This is a genomic window from Streptomyces sp. C10-9-1 (assembly GCF_024497955.1).
Classification (GTDB): domain Bacteria; phylum Actinomycetota; class Actinomycetes; order Streptomycetales; family Streptomycetaceae; genus Streptomyces; species Streptomyces sanyensis.
Genome location: NZ_JANHKP010000011.1, coordinates 36854 through 52427, shown reverse-complemented (window position 1 = coordinate 52427; position 15574 = coordinate 36854). Strand labels below are relative to the sequence as shown.

General features: G+C 77.2%; 10 protein-coding genes. All 10 read left to right on the top strand.

Annotated features, from left to right (window positions below):
- Positions 1 to 113: 113 nt before the first annotated feature.
- The 10 genes from NPS70_RS17215 to NPS70_RS17170 all read left to right on the top strand — a co-directional run bounded on the left by NPS70_RS17215 (position 114) and on the right by NPS70_RS17170 (position 15554).
- A complete protein-coding gene (locus NPS70_RS17215; RefSeq protein WP_256525164.1) occupies positions 114 to 887 on the top strand; it encodes a hypothetical protein in 774 nt (257 codons plus the stop codon).
- Positions 888 to 1023: 136 nt separating this feature from the next.
- Positions 1024 to 1764, top strand: a complete 741-nt coding sequence (locus tag NPS70_RS17210) for a sigma-70 family RNA polymerase sigma factor (protein ID WP_256525163.1) — start codon at positions 1024 to 1026, stop codon at positions 1762 to 1764.
- A gap of 83 nt (positions 1765 to 1847) precedes the next feature.
- The gene (locus tag NPS70_RS17205; protein ID WP_112471283.1) at positions 1848 to 2018 is read left to right on the top strand and encodes a thiazolylpeptide-type bacteriocin; all 171 of its coding nucleotides are present in this window, start codon (positions 1848 to 1850) and stop codon (positions 2016 to 2018) included.
- Between the two features lie 434 nt (positions 2019 to 2452).
- Positions 2453 to 4357, top strand: coding sequence for a BTAD domain-containing putative transcriptional regulator (locus NPS70_RS17200; RefSeq protein WP_256525162.1), 1905 nt, complete (start codon positions 2453 to 2455; stop codon positions 4355 to 4357).
- A 103-nt stretch (positions 4358 to 4460) separates the two neighbouring features.
- On the top strand, positions 4461 to 6701 hold the full coding sequence (locus NPS70_RS17195) for a TOMM precursor leader peptide-binding protein (RefSeq protein ID WP_256525161.1): 2241 nt from the start codon (positions 4461 to 4463) through the stop codon (positions 6699 to 6701).
- On the top strand, positions 6691 to 8667 hold the full coding sequence (locus NPS70_RS17190; RefSeq protein ID WP_256525160.1) for a TOMM precursor leader peptide-binding protein: 1977 nt from the start codon (positions 6691 to 6693) through the stop codon (positions 8665 to 8667). The genes NPS70_RS17195 and NPS70_RS17190 overlap by 11 nt, the downstream gene beginning before the upstream one ends.
- 108 nt (positions 8668 to 8775) lie before the next feature.
- On the top strand, positions 8776 to 10422 hold the full coding sequence (locus NPS70_RS17185) for a nitroreductase family protein (RefSeq protein ID WP_256525159.1): 1647 nt from the start codon (positions 8776 to 8778) through the stop codon (positions 10420 to 10422).
- 19 nt (positions 10423 to 10441) lie between these two features.
- Positions 10442 to 13267 carry a lantibiotic dehydratase gene (locus NPS70_RS17180; RefSeq protein ID WP_256525158.1) on the top strand — a complete coding sequence of 942 codons (2826 nt, stop codon included), beginning with the start codon at positions 10442 to 10444 and terminating at the stop codon, positions 13265 to 13267.
- Positions 13255 to 14388 (top strand): lantibiotic dehydratase C-terminal domain-containing protein, encoded by a 1134-nt coding sequence (locus tag NPS70_RS17175; protein ID WP_256525157.1) that lies wholly within the window; start codon positions 13255 to 13257, stop codon positions 14386 to 14388. Before NPS70_RS17180 ends, NPS70_RS17175 begins: the two co-directional genes overlap by 13 nt.
- Complete coding sequence (locus NPS70_RS17170; protein WP_256525156.1) at positions 14385 to 15554, top strand: M50 family metallopeptidase; 1170 nt, start codon at positions 14385 to 14387, stop codon at positions 15552 to 15554. The genes NPS70_RS17175 and NPS70_RS17170 overlap by 4 nt, the downstream gene beginning before the upstream one ends.
- Positions 15555 to 15574: the final 20 nt, after the last annotated feature.

Sequence of the window (15574 nt, the reverse complement as noted above, 5' to 3'; positions counted from 1 at the left end):
GGCACCGCCGGGTTCCGGCCCGCCGGTGTGCCGTGCGCCACATCGCCCGGGGGCCGGGACCCCGGGCACCGGCGTCCCGGGGCGCTCGGCGGGAGTGCGAGGATGGGCCCGCCATGACCCCAGGTCGTCTGTCCCGAGCCGCCCGGGCCGCGATGTTCGCGGCCGTCTGCGTGGTGCTCGCGGCCGTCGGCCATGTGCTGATGTCGGGCACCGACCTGCCCTGGTGGGCGCTGCTGTCGGCGTTCGCGGGGACGGCCGGCGCGGCCTGGTCCCTGGCGGGCCGGGAGCGGGGGCTGCCCACGGTGACCGGGGCGGCCGTGGCCGTCCAGGGCGCCCTGCACACGGCCTTCTCCCTCGTCCAGGCGGCCGGGCGGCCGCCCGCGCCGGCAGGGGCCTCCTTCGCCCGCCAGTGGGCCGACTTCCTGATGTGCGGCTCCGGTCCGGCCGGGTCGATGCCGCTGCGGGAGGCGATGCGGATCGTCGAGGGGGCGGGGCTCGGGGCGATGGTGTCCCGGCCGCCGCCCGGTACTCCGGTGGCGGCGCCGCATGCCGGGCATGCGGTGCACGGCGCGGGCTCGGCGTGGGCGGGCGCGGGGCACGACATGGCCGGGATGTCCGCGTCGGGGATGCTCGCGGCCCACCTGCTGGCGGCCGTCCTGGCGGGACTCTGGCTCGCCTACACCGAGCGGGGCGTCTTCCGGCTGCTGCGCGCCCTCGCGCACTGGGTGTGGGCCCCGCTGCGGGTCCTGCTCGGCCTGCCCGTGCGCACTCCGCACCGGTCCGGGGTCCGGCCGCGCCCCGGCACGGCCGCACGCGTCCTGCGCGGACGCCTCCTCGCCGACTCCCTCACCTCACGGGGCCCGCCCGCGGAGCCCGCTGTCCTGTGACAGCAGGTTCCCCGGGAGCACGCTGACGACGCGTCCGCCGTGCCCCGGGCATCGGCCCCGCCCTCCGGCCGGGCCGTCCCCGTCACCGGTCCCGCTGGGCGGGACCGGCACCTTCACCCGTGAGGACCACGCGGCAATGACCCCTGCCCTGCCCGCCCCCTGCCGTCCCGACAGCCGGGGGCCGTCCCGGCACACCCCGGAATCCGACGCGGAGGCCACCGGACTGGCCCTGCGCGCGAGGGACGGCGACCCGGTCGGCGCCGACCGCTTCGTCCGCGCCTTCCAGCACGATGTGCGCAGGTACGTGACGCACCTCAGCGCCGACCCCCAGGCCGCCGACGACCTGACCCAGGACGTGTTCGTGCGCGCGCTGGCGTCGCTGCCCCGGTTCGAGGGCCGCTCCTCGGCGCGGACGTGGCTGCTGACCATCGCCCGTCGCACGGTCGTGGACAGCATCCGGCGGGCGGCGGCCCGCCCCCGGTTGTCGGACCGCGACTGGCAGGCCGCCGCGGAGCGGAGCCGGCCGCCGGGCGTGCCCGGCTTCGAGGAGGGCGTCGCGCTGGCGGAGCTGCTGGCCCTGCTGCCCGCCGAGCGGCGGGAGGCCTTCCTGCTCACGCAGGTGCTCGGCCTCGGATACGCGGAGGCCGCGAGCGCGGTCGGCTGCCCCGTCGGCACCATCCGCTCACGCGTCTCCCGGGCCCGCCGCCAACTGGCCGGCCTCCTGGCGGACACCGACCCGGAGGCCGCACCGGGCGCCCGCCCCGCACCCGGGAACCGCCCCGCCCCGCTGCCGCACCGGGCCGGCGGCGCCGTCCGCGGGCACGGCGCGTCAGCGGGATGCCAGCGGGATGCCAGCGGAACGGCTGCCGAACGGTGAGCGGGTTCCGCTGGAATGGCCGCAACGCACACGGCGGAGGCCGCCGGCCGGCGGCGCTCCGTCCCGACGCATCGGGAGGCACCATGAGCAAGGACCTGAGCACCCTCGCGGACGAGATCCTGGAGCTGGAGGCGGAGACCTTCGAGATCTCCGACTACTCGGACGCCAGCGAGGTCGTGCTGGCCGGCTGCACCAGCACCAGCTCCACCTCGACCTCCAGCTCCACCTGCAGCACCACCTCCTGCTCCGCCTGACACCACGTCCGGTGCGGCAGCACCCGGTCGGCTCCGCTCCCCTCGCCGGGAGGGGCGCCGACCGGGCGTTCGCCATGCCCGGGACGGCGCGGCCGGAGCGGGCGCGGGGGAGCGCCCGCGGGCCGCGCCCCTTGCCCCGACTCCGGCCGTTTCCCGTCGAGTTGGGGCGCACGAACCAGTACGTCCGGCCCTCTCTGTGCGTTTGCCCGACCCCCCTTGACCCCCGTTCTACGCCGGTAGAAACTCACCCCAGTCGCACGACCGAGCGACTGCGTGAGGACGACGCCACACGCGTTTCGGCCTGCCCTGGCCAGAGGGGAGGCCGGGTTCCGACATGCGCCGCGGCACCCCGGCGGGGCCCGCGGGGGCAGGGGCGCGCTCCCAGGTTCCGCAAGGCACCGGTGCGGCAGTCGTCGACCGACGGGGGAACTACATTGCGTTTTCAGCTACTCGGCCCGCTCAGCATCACCGACGGGCGCGGCGTGGTCGTCCTGCCCCCGTCCAAACCGACCTCGCTGCTGGCGGCTCTGCTGGTCCGGCCCGGGGAGGTCGTGCCCGCCCACCGGCTGCGCGAGGCCGTCTGGGGCGAGGACCAGCCCGCGACGGCCAAGGCCGCCCTGCAGAGCTGCGTCCTGCGCCTGCGCCGCCTCTTCGCGAAGTACGACGTCGAGGAGCAGGCGGTGGTGGCGGTCGCGGGGGGCTACCGGGTACCGGCCGACGGCGACACCCTGGACCTGCTCCACTTCCGTCGGCTCGCGGACCGGGCGGCCTCCGCGGGCGAGGCCGAACTCCCGCTGCTGCGGGAGGCCCTGGGGCTCTGGCGGGGCCCGCTGCTCGCCAACGTCCCCTCGGAGCTGCTGCACCGCGACGAGGTGCCCCGGCTGGTGGAGGAGCGCCTGCGCGTCCTGGAGCGCGTCTGCGAGATCCAGCTGGCCCGGGGCCGCGGCCGGGAGGTCCTGGTGGACCTGTGGGAGGCCACCCGCACCCACCCCCAGCACGAGGGCTTCGCCGCCCAGCTGATGCGGGCCCTGTACCGGGTGGGCCGGCAGATCGAGGCGCTGGCGGAGTACCGCAGGATCAGGACGCGGCTCCGCGAGGAGCTCGGGGTCGACCCGGGTGCCGAGTTGCAGTCCCTGGAACTGGCCATCCTCCGGGGCGACGAACCCGGCGGCCCGGCGCTCCCGGCGACGCTGACCCGCGCACCGCACCCGTCCCCCGCGGCGCCCGGGCCCGCCCCACGGGCTGCCGCGGCCCGGGCGGCGATCCGGGAGCCCTCCGACGCGCTCCCCTCCGGCGGCGGGCCGCCCGCCCCCGGGGGCACGGCCGCCGCGGCGCCCCGACTCCCGGCCGTCCCCGGCTTCACGGGGCGCTCCCGCGAGACCGCCGCCCTGGCGGACCTGCTGGGCGGCGCCCACGGGAGCCGGCGCGCCGGGACCGCCCCGGTGCTGGCGGTGGTCTCCGGCGGCCCCGGCATGGGCAAGACCGCCCTGGCCCTGCACACCGCGCAGCTGGTGGCCGACCGGTACCCCGGGGGCAGCGTGCTGGTGCCGCTGACCGGGCCCGACGGCGTACCGCGGCCCGGGGGTGAGGCGGCCGCCGCGCTGCGCGCCGCGCTCCCCCGCCCCGGGCACGGGCCCTGCCTGGTGGTGCTCGACGACGTGGTGCACCCGGACCAGGTGAGGGAACTGCTCGACGTGCCCGGCTGCGGTGCCGTCGTCGCCACCAGCCGGATGGGGCTCGCCGCCCTGGTCGCCACCCACGCCCCGGGGGTGCTGCAGCTGGGCGCCCTGACGGCCCCCGAGTCCGAGGCGCTGCTCACCGCGGTCCTGGGAGCGGAGCGGGTGGGGGCCGAGGCCTCCGCCGCGCGGGAGCTGGCACGGACGTGCGGGCACGTCCCGCTGGCGCTGAGGATCGCCGCGGCCCGGCTGCTGACCCGCCCGAAGCTGCGCCTGGCGGACTACGCCGCGTGGCTGGACCGGGACCTGCCCGCACGACTGGCGCTGCCCGACGATCCGCGCATGTCGGTGCCGCTGGCGCTCGACGAAGCCCTCGGGCGGCTGCCCGCCCCCCTGGCCGAGGCCCAGTTGAGGCTGGCGCGCTGCGAGGGGCGGATCACGGCGGTGGCCGCGGGCTCGGCGCTGTCGCTGGCCGAGACCGACGCCGAGGAGCTGCTGGAGCGCCTCCTCGACACGGGGCTGCTGGAAGAGGAGCAGCCCGGCGCCTTCCTGATGAACCCGCTGTTCCGCGCGCATGCGCTGCGCCGCGCCGACCGGACCGCCGCCGGGCTCTCGCGGTCGTCGGCCGCGGCCCGTCGCGCGCTGCCCTCTCCCGCCCCCTGACGCGCGGCCGGGCGCACGGTCCGCTCCGTGCCACGCCCGCCGACCCCCACCCGTACAGACCCGAGCGGCCGCACAGGCCCCGACCCGGAGGTGCCACGCCCGCATGCCCACGACGCCCTACGAGGAGACCGCGGACACCCGCCCCAGAGTGCGCCGCGACGTGCTGTTCACCGAGACCCCCAAGGGTGTGGTCTTCCACAACGCCGACGGCGGCTTCCAGTTCAGCTCGCCCTCGGCCTACCGGTTCGCCGCCCTCCTCGTGCCGCACCTGGACGGGAACCGCACCGTGGCGGAGATCTGCGCGGGGTTCGGGGAGCCGCAGAAGGCGATGGTGGGCGGCCTGGTCAAGGCCCTCTACGCCCGCGGCTTCGCCCGGCCGGTCCCCGACCCCTCCCAGGAGGCGGACGGACCCCGGGTGGAGCCCGCGGTGGCCGAACGCTTCGCGGAGCAGATCGCCTACCTCGACCACTACGCCGACGGCGCGGAGGGGAGGTTCGCCCGCTTCCGCGGCACACGGGTCGCCGTCCTCGGCGACGGTGACGTCGCCCGCTGGTGCGCCCTGTCCCTGGTGCGCAACGGCTGCGCCCGCGTCGGTGTGCAGGCCGCACTGGCCGAAGGGCCCGCCACCGCGGCGGAGTTCGGCCGGCTCCGCGCGGAGGTGGCCGGGCTCACCGGGCAGGGGAGCCCCGCCGAGGTGGTGGTGCTGCCTCCCCCGGGGCCCGGCGGCGCGGGCGGCTGGGCGGCCTACGAGGGGTACGAGGTGGTCGTCGCCGCATGCGGCGGGGACGCGTTCGCGACCTCGCTGGCGCTGCTCGGGCAGGGCGTGCCGGAGGGGTGCCTGCTGGTGCCCGCCTGGACCTTCGGCGGCCGGGCCGTGGTCGGTCCGGCCGGCGCCCCGGGGGCGGCCGGATGCGTGGCCTGCGCCGCCCTGCGGCTGGGTGCCACGGGGGACGCGGCCGTCGCGGCGGAGCTCTGGAGCGGCGTGGCGCTGGGGGCCGGGCGGGGGGAGGCGCCGCGCGGGCCACTCGCCGCGATGCTCGGCAACCTCCTGAGCTACGAGGTGTTCCGGCTGGTCACCGAGGCGCTTCCCGCCGAGACCCGGGACCGGGTACTGCTCCAGGACATGGCCTCCTTCGACGTCCTTGCCGAGCGGCTGCTGCCCCATCCGCGCTGTCCGCTGTGCCGGACCCGGCGGGGGGCGCCGGAGCCGGTCGACCTGGCCGCGGCGCCCGGGCGGCCCGCCTTCCGGCCGGTCGTGGCGGCCGCGCCGGACGACGGCGCGACCGAGGGGCCGCTGGCCGAACTCGACCGGCGCGCGGTGGCCGTCCGCCCGTCGGTGGGCGTCTTCACCCGCTACGCGGACGAGCCGGTCACCCAGACCCCGCTGAAGGTCGGCGCCGTGGAGGTGGGGCTGGGGCCGGCGGGGACCAGGACCGTCGCCGCGTTCGACGTGCACCACACCGCGGGGGCGCGGCTGCGGGCCCTGAACGCCGCGGCCGAGGTCTACGCCGAGCACGTGGTGCCGACCGCCCACGCGCCCGGTGGCGCGGACGGTGCCGTGCGGACGGCCCCCGAGGTGCTGACCACGGCCACGGGGGCGGGGGGCGATCCCGTCGCCTCGTGGAGTCTTGCGGTGTCCCTGCTGACGAAGGAGCAGGTCCGGGTGCCGTCCGGGGCCGTGCGGCCCTTCGGGCCGGACAACGCGGATCGCCGCTTCGAGCCGTCCCGGGCCGGGGCGGGGGCGGGCGGCGGCCTGCCGGAGGCCGCGGCTGCGGGACTGCTGTCGGCGCTCTCCCACGAGGCCCTGCTGCGCGGTGTGCGGGGCACCGGGCGCACCTCGGTGATCCCCCGGGCGGTGCTCGCCGACGACCCGGAGGCGACCTTCCTGCTGCGCTCCGCGGCGCATCTGGGGCTGGAGGTGGAGCTGCTCGACCTCGGGGAGGCCGAGCGCACGGCCGTCACGGTGGTCCTCGCCCGGGCGCGGCCGGCCGCGGCGGGCGAGGAGGGGCGCTGGGCGGTCGGGGCGGCCCTCGGGCGGGCGGCCGCGGCCACCGACGCCCTCCGCGACCTGCTGGGCGTGGTCCAGCTGGCCACCGAGGGGGTGCTGGGGGCACCCGACACCGGAGATCCGCTGCTGGCCGGCCTCGACGCGGCCCTCGTCCCGGTCACGTCGGGGCAGGACGCGGCCGGGCAGGACGCGGCCTCCTGGTCGGACGTCCTGGGGCGGCTGGCCGCCGCGGGGCGGGACGCCCTGGTCGTCCCGACCCACGCCGAGGACCTGCCCGCGGCCGGTGTCCACACCGTGCGGGTCCTGCTGACCAGGGCGGCGGACGATGACCTCTGACCTCCACGAGACCGCCGGGGGCCGACGGAACGAGGCGTGCCGCCTGTTCGCCCGGGACCTGCGCGCCGCTCTGGCCGGGTCGGCGCCGGGGCTCCCGGAGGTCGCCGTCGCCGCGCTCGGTGTACGGGACGCCTTCGCCCCGCGGGACCCGGAGGGCGTGGAGCCGCCGGCCCCGGACACCGCCCTCCCCGTCCACCTCTACGGCAGGCAGGCGCTGGTCGGCCCCTGGCCGGAACCCGGGCGCGCCGGCTGCGGCACCTGCCTGCGGCGCCGGTGGCAGGCGGTGCGCTCGGTCGGCCTGCGGGAGGGCGTCGAACTGCGCGGCAACACCCGGGAGGCGGGCGCCTGGCCCTACCGGGTGCCGTTCGCCGCGCAGGCCGTGGCGGCCCTGATCGCCCGGATCGGCGCGGCGCGGGGCGACGGCCCGGGGGCCGGGCCGGGCGCCGGGAAGGGGGAGCGCGCCAACCCGTTTCCCGACGTGTGGCTGGTGGACCTGGAGGATCTGACGGTCCGCCACCACCCCCTGGTCCCGGAGCCCGACTGCCCCCGGTGCGCCGTGCCCGAGCCGATGACCGCGGCGGCGGCCGCCCTGGAGCTCGGGCCCGCTCCCCGGCACCGCCCGGGGACCGCCCGGGTCCGGCCGGTGGAGGCGTACGGCCTGCCGGTGGACGCCTTCGCCAACCCGCACTGGGGGGCGGTCGGCTCCTCGGTGGTGTGCGACGTCACCTCCCCCACGACGGCGGCCACGGTGGGGTGCTTCTCCAGCCGCTCGGGGGAGTACCTGCGGGAGACCTTCTGGGGCGGGCACGCCGCGTCCTACCGCGCCAGCACCCTGATCGGGGTGCTGGAGGGCATGGAGCGGTTCGCCGGGATGCGGGCCCGCGGCCGCGCCCTCACCCTCACGGCCTCGCTCCGCGAGCTGGGACCGGCCGCCGTCGACCCGCGCGAGACGGGCCTGTACACCGAGGCGTTCCACCGGTCCCAGCCCTGGGTGCCGCCGTTCACCCCCGACCGCCCGATCCCCTGGGTGTGGGGCTGGTCCCTGCGCGACGGTGCGCCCCGGCCGGTCCCCGAGGTCCTCGCCTACTACCACAAGCCGGGCATCGAGCACCGGTTCGTCCAGGAGAGCTCCAACGGCTGCGCGTCCGGCGGGAGCATGGCGGAGGCCGTGCTCGGCGGGCTGATGGAGGTGCTGGAGCGGGACGCCTTCCTGCTCGCCTGGCACGGGATGCAGCCGCTGCCCGAGATCGACCCGGCCACCAGCACCGATCCGCGGACCCGGGTCATGGTCGAGCGGCTGGCCCTGTACGGGTACCGGGCCCGGTTCTTCGACACCCGGATCACCTTCCCCGTGCCCGTGGTCACCGCGGTCGCCGAGCGCCACGACGGCGGCCCCGGCCGGATGTGCTTCGGGGCGGGCGCCTCGCTCGACCCGGAGGCGGCGCTGGCCGCCGCCCTGTGCGAGATCGCCACCGACTCGGTGCAGCTGCTCCAGCGCTTCCGGCGCGGCGAGGCCGGGTACCGGGCCATGGCGGAGGACTTCGGCAGGATCACCAGCCTGCACGACCACCCGCTGGTCTACGCGGTGCCGGAGATGGGCCGCCACGCCGACTTCCTGCTGCGCCGCCCTTCGCCGCCCGAGCCGCTGGGCGTGGGCGACCTGCGCTGGTCGCACGCCGACGGCTCCGGCCCGGACGTGCGGGAGGACCTGCGCGCCGCGGTGGAGGCCGTGACCGCCGCCGGGTTCGACGTGGTCGTCGTCGACCAGACCGCCCCCGAGCAACGGGCGCTCGGACTGCACACGGTGAAGGTGCTGGTGCCCGGGCTGCTGCCGCTGGACTTCGGCTGGACCCGGCAGCGGGCCCGGCACATGCCGCGGATGCGCACGGCGCTGCGCGAGGCGGGCCTGCGGCCGGACGACCTCGCCGAGGGCGACCTGAACCCCGGCCCGCACCCGTTCCCGTGACCCGCGGCCCGCGCGGCCACCGCGCGTCCGGCCACGCGCCGGGCGCGCCACCGACCCGAGGAAGACCGGCCGGACGGCCGGAGAGACGACCCGAGAGAGGGGGAGCCCGTGGGGTACGCCCATGAGTACGCGCACGCCGTCCTGCACCGCGGCCGCGTCCCGATGGAGCCCACCGACCACGTGGTGGACTGGGCCGACGGCCCGCGCAAGGGCAAGTACTACCCGCACGCCGAGGCCTTCGCCCTGCCCGGCACCGCGGACCTCCCGGACGTGCCCGTCGCGCCGGGACTGCTGCCGGACGCGGCCCCGGACGCCGCGCACCCCGGCACCGGCACCGTGCGCGGATTCAACCTGCCCCTGCTGGCGGCGATGCTGAAGGACTCCTACGGGCTGACGGGCCGCCGACTGGGCATCCAGGCCAACACCGACCTGCCGGGGCTGCCGTTCTACACGCACGCGAACTGGTCGCGCGGCACGGCGGGCGGCGGGGGCCTGTACCCGGTGGGCATCCACTGGGCCAGCGGCCCCTCCGGGCCGCTGACCCCCGGACTCCACTACTACGACGTGCACCGCCACGCCCTGCAGCGGCTGCTGGCCGGGGACGTGACGGACCAGGTCCGCGAGGCGCTCGGCCCCGACGCGCCCGCCGAGGCCCTGGCGACGGACCAGTACCTGGTGCTGAGCGTCAAGTACTGGCAGAACTCCTTCAAGTACAACAGCTTCTCCTTCCACGTGGTCTGCACGGACCTCGGCACCCTGGTGCAGACCTGGCGGATCTGGGCCGCCGCCCGGGGGCTGCGGCTCGCGCCGGTGCTGTGGTTCGACGAGCCGCGGCTCGGCCGGCTGCTCGGCGCGCCGGACGGCGAGGAGGCCGTCTTCGCCGTCGTCCCGCTGCACTGGGACGGCCCCGCGCCCGGCACACCCGCGCCCCGCACGCCCGCACCCGGCCGGGCGGCCCCGGACCACCGGCCCGCCGTCCGCCACCGGGACCGCGAACGCTCGCGCCGTCTGCTGGACTTCGCGGCCCTGGAGGCGATGCACGGGGCGACGCTGGAGGGCGCGGACCGCCGCCCCGCCCCCGGCGCCCTGGCCGCCGCCGCGGCCAGGCCCGTACCGGGCGGCGGCGAGCGGGTCCCCCTGCCGGCCCCGCGCTTCCCGGACACCGGTGTCCGCCGGGCCCTCAGGCTGCGGCGCTCCAGCTTCGGCAGGTTCGACGCCAGGCGCCCGCTCGGGCGCGGCGACCTGTCGGCGGTACTGGCCGCCTGCGCCGGGACCCGGCTGGCCGGTGACACCGACCCCTCCGGCGCGGTCCGCCCGGCCGCGCTGTACGTCCTCGCCGACCATGTGGAGGGGTTGGCTCCGGGTGCGTACGCCTACGACCCCGAGGCCGGTGAGCTGCGCCTGCTCGCCGCGGGCCCGCAGGGCTCGTTCCTCCAGCGGAACTACTTCCTGTCCAACTACAACCTGGAGCAGGCCGGAGCGGTCCTGGTCCCCACCGTGCGGACCACGGCCGTCCTCGACGCCCTCGGCGGGCGCGGCTACCGGCTCGCCGTCGGCACGGCCGGGGCGGTCGCCCAGACCTTCTACACGGCGGCCGCCGCCCTGGGGCTGGGCGCCGGGGTGGCCCTGGGCTTCGACAACGTGTCGTTCGCCGAGCGGCTCGGCCTCGACGGCGGCGACGAGGCCCCGCTGCTGATCATGGCGCTCGGCCACGAGCGGCCCGGGTCCGCCGACTTCCGCTACGAGATCGCCTGACGGCACCGGAGGTTTCCCCATGACACCCGCAGAGCCCGGCGGCACCGCCCCGGGCGCCACCGAAGGGGCCGGGACCCGCTGGGAGCCCGGCAGGCGCTTCGTCCTCCGCGCGGCGGGCCTGCCCGTCGAGTCCGTCCACGCCCTGCGCTGCCCCGAGGCGGGCCGCTGGTCGGGGACCGTGCTGGCGGAGGAGGAGAGGCTGGCCGCGGCAGGAGCGGCCCTGAGCGACCGGCTGCACACCCTGGTCAAGTCGACCACCGCACCGGACGGGGGCCCGGACGCCGCGGCCGCGCGCCGCGCCCTGCTCGCCCTGCGCCGCCAGGTCTTCAACAACCGCCTCCCGGCCGACCCGGGTGCCGCCGCCGCGCTGGTCGCGGGGCTGGACGCGGAGGCCGGCCGGCACACGGCCCGCTGGCTGGAGGACCGGAGCCGCCTGGAGCTGCTCCGCGCCGAGGGAGCGGAGCTGCTCGCCGGCGGACTGCGCCGGAACCGCCGTGCGCTGCGCGAGCTGCTCGCCGACCACCGGCTGCGCGGCGGCCTGCTGCTGGCCTCGCCCGCACTCGACGCACGCCTTGACGCCTACCTGCGCGACACGGCCGACCGGCCGGGCAACCGGCTCCGCAAGATCGAGCGCTCCGCGCTGGCGTACGTGTACCGCACGGCCTGCAAGACGAGCCCCTTCAGCACCTTCACCGGAATCGGCCTCGGCTCCTTCGAGGGCGGGCCGGAGGACGACGGGGCCGCCCTGCGCATCGACGGCGAGTGGGTCAGCCGGGTACGGCTGAACGTGGTGGCGCTGACCCGGCTGACCGAGCTGATCACCGCCGACCCCGCCCGCCGCCGGGACCTGCCGGTGGTCCTCTCCCCCGGGTGGGTGCACGACGCCGACCGGATCCGCTACGTGCGCCATGTGACGACCGCGGGCGACGACACCGCCGCCGTCACCTTCGACGCGGTCCGCGACCGGCTGTTCTTCCTGCGCCGCAGCGGCACCCTGGACCGCCTGCTGGAATGGCTGGGCGGCCGTGACCGGGGCGTCCGGCACGGGGAGCTGGTGGACTGGCTGGCCTCCGAGCACGACGCGGGGCGCGAGGCGTGCGAGCGGTACGCCTCGGCCCTGCTGGACCTGGGCATGGTGCAGGTGCCGCTGCTGGTGACGGACGTCCACTCACCCGACCCGCTACGCGGCTACCAGGACGCCCTGCGCTCCCTGTCGGTGCCTTGGGCCGAGCGGCTGGCCGCCCTGCTGGAGGGCCCCGCGGACTGCCTGGCCCGCTACCCGGCGGCGGGGGTCGGCGAACGCCGCGCCCTGCTGTCGGCCCTGCGGGAGGAGCTTCTCGGCGCCCAGCGCGAGCTGGGCGCCGAGAAGCCGGCGCTGCCGCAGACCCTGGTGTACGAGGACGCCGCCGCGGGCGGGGAGCTGCGCTGCGGCCCGGGCGTGCTGGGCGGGGAGGCGGGCCGGTCCCTGCGCGCCGTCGAGGGCATCCTGCCGCTGTTCGACCTGACGCTCCCCCAGCGCATCACCCTGCTGGGCTTCTTCCTCGCCCGGTACGGCCCCGGGGGCCGCTGCGACGACCTGCTCGGCCTGGTGCACGACTTCCACGAGGACTTCTTCGACCAGTACGTGTCCTTCACGGCCAAGCGGGCGCCCTTCGACGGGAACGGCGACTACCGGCCCGAGGAGAACTGGCTCGGGCAGGACGAGATGCGGGCCCTGGACGGGGCGCGCCGCCACTTCCACGCGGGCATGCGGGCCCTGTGGAGCGCCGGCGGGGCCGACACGGCGGAGGAGGTCGAACTCCCGGCGCCGCTGCTGGAAGGGACGGCCGACCGGCTCGCGACCCTCGCGGGCCCGTTCGTGCCGCAGTGCCACCACCTTCAGCTGTCCCGGCCGCCCGGGGGCCCGAACCGGATCGTCCTCAACAAGTCCTACGGCGGACTGGCCTTCCCCTTCAGCCGGTTCACCCACCTCTTCGACGCCGCGGGCGCGGAGGCCGCCGCGGACGGGGCGGACGGCCCGTTCTCCGGCGCCCTGCGCGCCGAGGCGGCCGCCCGGCAACCGGACGGCGCGGTCTTCGCCGAGGTCACCGGAGGGCCCGTCAGCAGCAACCTCAACCTGCACGGCCGCCTGACCGACCACCGGATCGTCTGCCCCGGGGAGACGGCATCCGGCCCCGAGGAGGCCCGGATCCACCTCGACGACCTCTACGTCGAGCACGATCCGGCCGCCGGGCGCCTGGTCCTGCGCTCGCGACGCCTCGGACGCGAGGTCGTCCCGGTCTACCTGGGCTACCTCGTGCCCGTCGCCCTCCCCGAGATCCCGCGCACCCTGCTGCTGCTCTCCCCCAGCACCATGGCCCCCTTCGACGTGTGGGCCGGGGTCCCCGAGGGCGAACCCGTCGGCGGGGTCACCCGCAGGCCCCGGGTCCGGCACGGGGACGTGGTGGTGTCCCGGCGCAGCTGGACCGCCGAGGCGCAGTCGCTTCCCGCCCGGCGGAGCGACGCCCGGGAGGAGGAGGGCTACCTGGCGTGGCGGCGCTGGCAGCGCGCCCACCGGCTGCCCGACCGGTGCTTCGCCACGGCCTCGTCCGCGGGCGGGGGGCCCGCGGGGGCCAAGCCCGTCTACGTGGACTTCGACAGCCCCCTGTCCCTGACCGCCCTCGACGCCCAGGTGGAGCGGACCCCGGGCACCCGGGTCGTCTTCCGGGAGATGCTCCCCGCCGAGGACGGGCTCCACCTCGTCTCCCGGCACGGCCGGCACGTCGCCGAACTCGCCGTCGAGACCTTCACCACCCGCCCTCTGCCGCCGTCCCCTCCGGAGGTCGCACCGTCATGCCCGAACTGACCGAGCCCGCGGCGTTCCGGCCCGCGCCCGAGGGCGACGGGCCCTCGCCCTGGCTGGCCCTGCACGTCTACTACGCCGCCAACCCCCAGCCGCTGCTGGTCCGCTGCGTCCGCCCGCTGGTGGACCGGCTCACCGAGGACGGCCTGCTGTCCGGCTACTTCTTCATCACCTACTGGCTGGAGGGCCCGCACGTCAGGCTGCGCCTGCGCCCCAGCGGGCCCGCGGCGGAGGCCGAGGTCCGGCGGCGCGCCGAGGAGGCCGTCACGGACTTCCTGAAGACCCGCCCCGCCCTGTACGAGGTGGACTCGGGCTTCCTGAAGGACTTCTACAACGCGCTGTTCGACATCGAGTTCCCCGGCGAGGACCGGGCCCGCTACATGGGCGAGGACGGCCGGATGAACCTCCGGCCCAACAACTCCTTCTCCTACGAGCCCTACGCCCCCGAGTACGCCAAGTACGGGGGGCCCGCGGGGGTGGAGCTGGCCGAGTGGCACTTCCGCCACTCCAGCGACCTGGTCCTGGAGGCGTACCGGAGCATGAACCTCCATCTGCGGACGGTGCTGCTCGGGACCTCGGCCCAGCTGATGATGGTGATGGCGGCCTGCTTCCTGCCCGAGGAGCGGCGGCTCGCCGACTACCTCGACTCCTACTACGCCTTCTGGCACCGGCTGTTCCCCGGCACCGGCTTCATCGGCTCGACCGAGTACGAGCGCGCCTACGCGCGCATGGCGCCCGACCTGGGGGCCCGCTTCACCCGGATCCGGCGGGCCCTGGCCGACGGCGAGCCGGCACGGCTGCCGCCCTTCCTCCGCGGCTGGGCGGAGCACTGCCTCGAACTGAGGGACCGGGTGGTCGGGTTGACCGAGCGCGGCGCGCTCGCCTTCCCCGCCTGGGACGGGCCGCCCCGGGAGGACACCGGCCAGGAGCGCCCCGAGGAGCGGGACGCGGCACCCCTGGTGACCGCGACCCATGTGCCCGCGGTCCTCCCCCGACTGCTGTCGCCGTACATGCACATGACCAACAATCGGCTGCATGTGACGATCCGGGACGAGGCCTACCTGGCCTTCATGCTGGGAAGGGTGCTGCGCGAGACGGCGGGCGGACGGCAGGACGCCCCGTGAGCGCGGCAGGAGCCCCCCACCCGGGGGCAGCGTCCGGGGGCCGGCCCCCGGGACGGGCCGCGGCCGGGCTGTCCGGCGCCGCCCGCGCCTACCGCCCCGCCCTGCGCGCCGGTGTGCGGATCGGCCCGCCTCTGCTGCGCGGTCCGCGCACCGTCCACCTCATCCGCCACCCGGTCAGCGGGGCCGCCTTCGAGGTCGGGCCGAAGGAGCACTTCGTCATCAGCCGCCTCGACGGCACCCGGACCCTCGACGACGTCGTCGCCGCGTACGCGGAGCGCTTCCGCCTGCGGCTCCCCGAGGAGCAGTGGACGCGGCTGCTGGGCCTGCTGGGCAGCCGCGGGCTGCTGGACGGCTCCCCCGACCCGGAGCCGCCGAAGCCGCCGCCCGCCCGCACCGGCACCTTCCTCAAGGGCAGCAGGAGGACCGTCGCCGACGCGCACGCGACCACGGGCCGCCTGCACCGGACGCTGCGCCCGCTGCTGCGCCCGTGGGTCCAGCTGCCGCTGGCCGCGGCCGTCGCGGTGATGTCCGCCGCCGTACTCGCCGACCCCTCCGGGCTGCTGGACGGCGTGCCGGAGCTGGTCTCCCGGCCCTGGGCCCTGCTGCTGTTCGCGCTCTTCCTGTGGTGCAGCATCGGCCTCCACGAACTCGCCCACGGGGTGGCCGCCCGGCACTACGGCGGGACGGTCTCCGAGATCGGGGTGCGCTGGCGCTTCCCCGCCGTGATCATGTACTGCCGGGTCGACGACTACCTGTTCCTGCCGGGTCTGCGGGCGAAGCTGGTGGTCGCCGCGGCCGGGGCCTACGTCAACCTGCTGCTCCTGCTGCCCCTCGCCGTGTGGTGGGCCCTGCTCGCCCCGGACGGCGCCGCCCGCCCGGTACTCGCCGGAGCACTGTGGATCGGCGTCGTGCAGGCCCTGAGCAACCTGGTGCCGCTGCCTCCCCTGGACGGCTACCGGATGCTCGGCCACGCCGCGGGCGCCGCCCACCTCGCCCCGGAGACCCGGACCTACCTGTCCCTGCGGCGCAGGGGGCGCCAGGCCGTCGCCGCCTACTCCCCGCGCGCACGGCGGCTGTACGCCGGCTACGCCGCCGCGGCCACCGCCCTGGTGCTGCTCGCGGCCGGTGGGCTGGCCTCGGTCACCGTCCTGCTGCTGCTCCGCTGACCCCTCGCCCTCCGGCCGCC